Below are 6,797 nucleotides of genomic sequence, written 5' to 3' on the forward strand. Positions count from 1 at the left end.
ACTGCTAATAGAAAGTCACTAACCGGTGCCATTGGCATTCGGTTTTTTACTTAACGGCCGAGTACGCCAGGATGAATTATTTAATGGTATAATCTATCTGATTTTACGGTATCGAGAAAGAGGAGATAGCTATTTCATCCTGGTTGAAGACGGCCGCGTTCCTGGCGGTTGCGGCATTGCTGACGCGTTTCATTCCGTTTTCCGAATTTTTCCGCAACGTAGATACGTTAGTCCACGAGCTCTCGCATGCTCTCGCGACCCTGCTTCTGTCGGGGGATGTAATGTTCATTCATCTGTATGCGGATCAGAGCGGCGTGACGTATTCCTCTTATTCCACAGCTTGGAAGTCCGTTCCGATCTCGTTGGCCGGCTATGTCGGCTCCGCATTATTCGCGATGCTGCTCTTTTTCCTCCATTCGCGGAAGAAGGAGAAGGTCGGACTCGTCGTCATCGCGGCAATCTCCGTGCTCGGTCTCGCGCTATTCGTGCGCAACGGTTACGGAATGGCATGGTGCGGCGGATTCGCCGTTCTTTCTATTATTATCTTTGTCTTATCGAAGGCAGGATTGACCAAGTTTTTCTACTTATTGGTAGCTTTCATTTGCTTGGTGGAGTCGGTGGTCAGCGCGTTGATTATTCTGACGATCGCGCTGCAAGACCCCGCAGCGGCCGGAGATGCCGCCGGATTAAGCCGAGCTACGCACGTGCCGGCGATTTTCTGGGGAGTCGTATTCGCGGCATGCTCGTTATGGTGCGCCAGAATATCGATAAGGTTATTTTACAAAAGAGGCTTCGATTAACCGTGAACCGTGCGTCTTAGTCTCATTTCACCAATTTAGGCTAACCTCTAATTCCATCTGGGGGCACTTCTGTACAGGCGTTTCCCTTTCGTCTGAATAGATTGTAGTACATGTGGAAAAGAGGTGATGTATAAGATGGCTGCGCATACCAAGGTTACGAGTAGAAATGCTAAGCAATGGATCGGAAAACCGGTGTGTATCGAATTAATCGACGGTAGCAAGTACATTGGGGTCGTTACCGGCGCGGAACATGGACAATTGATTTTTTCCGGTCGTAAAGCTCCGCAAAAGCGTAGAGGGAGCTCTTCTTCCAGACGTTCTAATAAAAAAGCGCGTGTTTCCAGCTTTATTCCCGGCATGCTAGGCTCCATGCTAGGCGGCGGAGGGTTATTCGGCGGAGGTGCCAACCCTGCGGGAGCAGGGGCTGGACTAGGGGCTGGAGCCGGTTTAGGAGCAGGAGCGGGAGCCGCGACTGCGGGAGGCGGCTTAGGCGGTTTTGGCGGCTTAGGCGGCATCATGGGCTTTATGGGAAAAGCATGGCCCATGATGAAAATGGGATACGGAATGGTCAAGCAAATCATGCCTTTGCTTCAAAGCTTTAAGGCCTGATAACGAGAGGCTTTCGCTGCAACGCATTCTTCGATTCAAACCCTTGCCGCAATCCGTCGTAGTGGAGTACTTTCGACGGATTACGGTTAAGGGTTTTTCATTTTTCACATATTCGAGCTTCGCTTCATCCTACATAAGCATGTTACCGGTTGTCCGTAAGCCAAGCCGGAACTCGTCTGCATAATTGGTCAAGTCCCCTCATAGACATGAACCATGGAATTATTAATGTGCAGAGGGGTGGATCGCATGCGTCGTCGGATTTCATGGATCACCGCTATTGCCTTGTTCTCGGTCATCATCTTGGCCGGTTGCGGGAGCAAAAACGCGGATTCGATCGTGAAGGACTTGGACAAAGTCGTTGGCAAGATGGAGAGTTATCAAGGCAGCGGTACGATGACCTTATATACGGGTCAGCAGCCGCTGGAGTATAAGGTAGAAGTGCTGTACCAGAAGCCTGATCGGTACCGGATCTCGCTTACCAACGCGAAACGGGACATCACGCAAATCGTGCTTCGCAATGACGAAGGGGTATTCGTCCTTACCCCGCAATTGAACAAAAGTTATCGTTTCCAGAGCGATTGGCCGGACAATCAAGGACAGGTTTACTTATATCAGACTTTAGCCCAAAGCATTCTTCTGGATAATCAACGACAGTTCGCCACGGAGAAGGACAGCTACGTATTCGACGTAATGGCCGGCAACTATCAGAACGGGTCGTTCGCCAGGCAGAAAATCTGGTTGGCACAGAACAACTACGCGCCTAAGCACGTTGAAGTATCGGATGCGAACGGCACCAAGATGGTCGAGGTAACCTTCGATTCCTTCGAGTTCGACAAGAAATACGACAAAGACGTATTCGATATGGATAAGAATATGGGAGTCGTTCCGAATTCGAATCCCAAGACTTCGGAAACTCCGAGCGGCAGCGCCAGTCCCGACGGTTCGGCCGCTCCGGATGCCGGCACCTCTCCGGATGCCGGCGCCTCTCCGGAAGGCTCAACTGCCCCGGATGACGAGACTTCCGCGGAACCGGATCAAGAGGGAACGACCGGCCAAGGCAGCGAAGAGCCTGCCGTAGACGTCGGACTTACGGTCATCGAGCCGGACTTGGAAGCATTGCCTGTCGGAGTCGAACACCAAGATACGAGCGACCTGCAGCTTGGCGATCACCAAGGCGTTATGCTTCGCTACACGGGTAGCTACGACTTTACGATCATCGAGTCGGTATCCAAGGATCGCGCCGTAACCCTTAGCGAAGGCATCACGCTCGACCTGGGCTTTACTCTAGGACATTTGACCGAAGGCGACACGAGCACGTTGACTTGGAGCTACGACGGAGTGGAATACCGTCTGACCAGCGAAGATCTTCCTCATGATGATATGGTTCGCATCGCCCAATCGATGGAGCAATCATCGGGCAAATAAGGAAGGAAAGAAGGCCAATCTAATAGAGATTGGCCTTCTTTCGAACCCTAAAGGAAAACGTTGCCTGCTTAATATCGTTGACAGCGTCCCTTCCTCCCGGTAACATTACTTTATTGTGGGTTTAGTAGCAGTAGCAGGGTAGGTGAGCGGTCCGTGGACTGTTATTACCGGCCAACCGTGGCCGAGATTTCTCTTGATGCCCTCGACCATAATATCGGGGCATTCCGTAAGCATTTGGCAACCGGCACGAAACTGCTGGCATCCGTCAAGGCGAATGCGTACGGGCATGGGGCAGTAGAAATTGCTAGAAGAGCGGTAGCCGCAGGCGCCGATTATTTGGGTGTAGCCTTCTTGGATGAAGCGTTGCAATTGCGCTCGTCGGGGGTTGACGCTCCTATTCTGGTCTTAGGGTATACGCCTCCCGAGGGTTATCCGATAGCCAAGCAACAAGGAATTACCGTTACATTATTTCGGGAAGAGATGCTGGACGAGATAGCTAAACTTTCCGTGGACGGACGAAAGTTGAAAGCGCACGTTAAAATCGATTCCGGGATGGGTCGACTCGGGTTGCTTCCCGGCAAAGACGCCGAGCTTTTCCTTGAACGGGCTTTCAAGCTTCCGCAATTGGAAATCGAAGGACTTTATACTCATTATGCCCGCGCGGACGAGAGGGATAAAGGATACACGCTGCTTCAAGCCGAGAGATTCGCTGGAGTCGTAGACTACGTGCGCCGATGCGGGATGGAAATTCCTATTATTCATTCGGGAAATAGCGCGGCCGGGATAGATTCTCCGAATTATGTGGGTAATATGCTTCGTTTAGGCATAAGCATGTACGGACTGTATCCGAGCGTCGAAGTGAACGCGCGGAAGGTCATGCTTGAGCCGGTGCTGACCCTGAAAACTTCCGTCGTGCACGTCAAAACGTTGGCCGCGGGGGAAGGAATAAGCTACGGCACGCGTTACTTCACGCAAGAAGAAGAAACTATCGGTACTTTGCCGATCGGTTACGCGGACGGATTCAGCCGGATGTTAAGCGGCCAAGCGGAAGCGCTCGTTCGGGGGAAAAGGGTTCCGGTGTTAGGTACGATCTGCATGGACCAATGCATGATTCGATTGAACGATGCGCAGGCTGCGGGGGAAGCGGAGATCGAACCCGGAGAAGAAGTGATTCTGATCGGCAGGCAAGGAGCCGAGTGGTTATCGGTCGAGGAAGTCGCGGATAAGCTCGGCACGATTAATTACGAGCTCACCTGCATGCTGGCGGCTAGAGTACCTCGAGTATATCGCAGCAACGGCGAAGTGGTATCGGTCGTGAATCCTCTACTAGGATAATATTGGATAGGAATATTTACTCAATTCGGCAGGAAAACGAAAGCTTCTTCTAGAAGTGTTACAAGATGATTCGTATATTTCTCCGCTGTCTCATGCATACTGGAAAATAGGGTGCTTGTTGGAAAATCTTTGGGGGTGTCCGTTCGGTGGCCAATTTACACAATACGAAACGCATTATGATCAGTCTTCCGGATCATTTGTTGCGCGAAGTCGACTTTGTAGTCGCCAAGGAGAATACCAACCGCAGCGAGATTATCCGCCAGGCGATGAAGCATTATCTGGTCGACCGTAAGAAACGGTTGATTCGCGATGCGATGCAGCGCGGTTATTTGGAAATGGCCAAAATCAATCTCCACATGGCATCGGAAGCTTTCCATGCCGAAGAAGAAACGGATAGTATACTCGGTCGCCTCGTAAGCGGGGTGTAGAATTTGATTGTGAAACGCGGGGATGTTTTCTATGCGGATTTGTCGCCTGTCGTCGGTTCGGAGCAGGGCGGAGTTCGCCCGGTTCTCATCATCCAGAACGATATTGGCAACCGCTTCAGTCCAACGGTCATCGTAGCGGCCATTACAGCGCAAATTCAGAAAGCGAAGCTGCCCACTCACGTCGAAATTGAAGCCAAATCCCACGGCATGGAACGCGACTCGGTCATTCTGCTCGAGCAGATCCGTACGATCGACAAGCAAAGGTTAACGGACAAGATCACTCATTTGGACGATGAAACCATGCGCAAGGTGGATGAAGCTTTGCAGATCAGCATAGGTTTGATCGATTTTTAGTAAATAGGGACAGGAGCCGCAGCTCGCGGTTGCCTGTCGTTTTTTGTGATTATACATAAGAAATCGGAGCGTGTTCGCATATGACAACCTTTAATCAACAACTCGAGAAATACGCGGAACTCATCGTAAGAGTAGGAGTGAACGTGCAAGAAGGACAGGAAGTATTCGTGTCGGGTTCCATCGAGATGGCTACGCTAGTGCGTTTGGTGGCAAGGAAAGCCTACGATGCCGGAGCCGGCAACGTACATGTAGATTGGACGGACGAGGCGTTATCCCGTCTGAAGTACGAGAAAGCGGCGGATGACGTGTTTACCCGGTTCCCGGAGTGGGAGACGGCCAAGAGAGGCGCGTTCGTGGCTAGCGGCGCGGCGTTCATTTCCATTATTTCTCCGAACCCTGATCTATTGAAAGGAATAGATTCCTCGCGCATCGGCAACTTCCAGAAGGCATCCGGTCAAGGGCTCGCGGAATTCAGGAGAGCGATTCAGGCCGATAAAGTAAGCTGGACGGTCGTAGCGGCATCGACGAAGGATTGGGCGACCAAAGTGTTCCCGAATAGCGAGTCGGATGACCATGCGGTAGAACAGCTTTGGGAAGCGATCTTCAAGTCGGTCCGCTTGGACGCTCCCGATCCGGTTAAAGCTTGGGAAGAACACGACCAAACGCTTCATTCGAAAAGCGACATCCTGAACGCGAAGCATTTCCATAAGCTCCAATACCGGGCTCCGGGTACGGAATTGACGATCGAATTGCCGGAAAAACATATTTGGGTAGCTGCCAGCAGCACGAACGAAAAAGGGATTTCGTTCATGGCGAACATGCCGACGGAAGAAGTATTTACCGTACCGCTCAAGACGGGCGCGAACGGATACGTGTCGAGCACGAAACCGCTTAGCTACGGAGGCAATCTGATCGACGGCTTTAAGCTGACGTTCGAGAACGGACGCATCGTCGGCGTCGAAGCGGAGAAGGGCCAAGAAATCCTTCAACAGTTGGTCGATTCCGACGAAGGCTCGCATTACTTGGGCGAGGTCGCGTTGGTCCCGCACGAATCGCCGATCTCTCAATCCAACGTGCTGTTCCTAAACACGCTGTTCGACGAGAATGCTTCTAATCACTTGGCGATCGGCAGCGGTTATGCCTTCAACGTGGAAGGCGGCAAGAAAATGTCTCCGGAGGAACTAGCGCAGAGCGGCGTTAACTCGAGCATCGCGCACGTCGACTTCATGATCGGCTCCGCCGATATGGACATCGACGGGATACTAGCCGACGGTACCGTAGTACCGGTGTTCCGCAAGGGGAACTGGGCGATCTGAGTGTTGGCGGCCGGACGATCGAAGCCCCGAATTAGCGAAGACAGTTAGCTAACTCGGCTTGCCGCTGCTGATCGTAGCCGAATTAGCGAAGAAGGTTAGCTAACTCGGTCTGCCGAGGTCGATCGTAGTCGAATTAACGAAGACAGTTAGCTAACTCGGCATACCGCGGCTGATCGGACCGAAAAAGCGAAGAAAGTTAGCTAACTCCACCCTCCGCGGTCGATCGTAGCCGAGATAGTAACGAAATCGAGCTAACTCCGCCCGCCGCGGCAGATCGGAGCCGAGATAGTAACGAAATCGAGCTAACTCGACCCTCCGCGGTCGATTGAAGCCGAGATAGTAACGAAATCGAGCTAACTCGACCCTCCGCGGTCGATTGAAGCCGAGATAGTAACGAAATCGAGCTAACTCCACACTCCGCGGTCGATCGTAGCCGAGATTATACGAAAATGGAGTACCTCAAAAAAGCAAAAAAAATGCCCGCCACCCCGTTTTTGAACTTGACGTTTTTTAAAAGCTTACGACGTTCC

7 protein-coding genes are annotated in these 6,797 nt (G+C 51.9%); all 7 read left to right on the top strand.

Annotation, left to right across the window (positions count from 1 at the left end; translation table 11 throughout):
* Positions 1–143: 143 nt before the first annotated feature.
* Entirely contained in the window at positions 144–800 is a 657-nt protein-coding gene (locus DFP95_RS27270; RefSeq protein WP_281273460.1) for a M50 family metallopeptidase, read from the top strand.
* A gap of 135 nt (positions 801–935) precedes the next feature.
* Complete coding sequence (locus DFP95_RS29080; protein ID WP_181907637.1) at positions 936–1,409, top strand: hypothetical protein; 474 nt, start codon at positions 936–938, stop codon at positions 1,407–1,409.
* 246 nt (positions 1,410–1,655) lie between these two features.
* On the top strand, positions 1,656–2,834 hold the full coding sequence (locus tag DFP95_RS27280; RefSeq protein ID WP_115995842.1) for an outer membrane lipoprotein-sorting protein: 1,179 nt from the start codon (positions 1,656–1,658) through the stop codon (positions 2,832–2,834).
* A gap of 153 nt (positions 2,835–2,987) precedes the next feature.
* Entirely contained in the window at positions 2,988–4,169 is a 1,182-nt protein-coding gene (gene alr / locus DFP95_RS27285) for an alanine racemase (protein ID WP_115995843.1), read from the top strand.
* A gap of 146 nt (positions 4,170–4,315) precedes the next feature.
* The gene (locus DFP95_RS27290; protein ID WP_115995844.1) at positions 4,316–4,597 is read left to right on the top strand and encodes a CopG family ribbon-helix-helix protein; all 282 of its coding nucleotides are present in this window, start codon (positions 4,316–4,318) and stop codon (positions 4,595–4,597) included.
* A 3-nt stretch (positions 4,598–4,600) separates the two neighbouring features.
* Complete coding sequence (locus DFP95_RS27295) at positions 4,601–4,951, top strand: type II toxin-antitoxin system PemK/MazF family toxin (RefSeq protein WP_115995845.1); 351 nt, start codon at positions 4,601–4,603, stop codon at positions 4,949–4,951.
* Positions 4,952–5,031: 80 nt separating this feature from the next.
* Positions 5,032–6,267 (top strand): aminopeptidase, encoded by a 1,236-nt coding sequence (locus tag DFP95_RS27300; protein WP_115995846.1) that lies wholly within the window; start codon positions 5,032–5,034, stop codon positions 6,265–6,267.
* The last annotated feature ends 530 nt before the right edge of the window (positions 6,268–6,797 follow it).

Origin of the sequence: Cohnella lupini (genome assembly GCF_003386205.1) — a bacterium.
Lineage (GTDB): Bacteria > Bacillota > Bacilli > Paenibacillales > Paenibacillaceae > Cohnella > Cohnella lupini.

What these genes read in the sequence shown, in the direction of transcription:
- DFP95_RS27300 (WP_115995846.1), top strand. Translation starts at nt 5,032, where the DNA reads ATGACAACCTTTAATCAACAACTCGAGAAATACGCGGAACTCATCGTA.
- DFP95_RS27280 (WP_115995842.1), top strand. Translation starts at nt 1,656, where the DNA reads ATGCGTCGTCGGATTTCATGGATCACCGCTATTGCCTTGTTCTCGGTC.
- DFP95_RS29080 (WP_181907637.1), top strand. Translation starts at nt 936, where the DNA reads ATGGCTGCGCATACCAAGGTTACGAGTAGAAATGCTAAGCAATGGATC.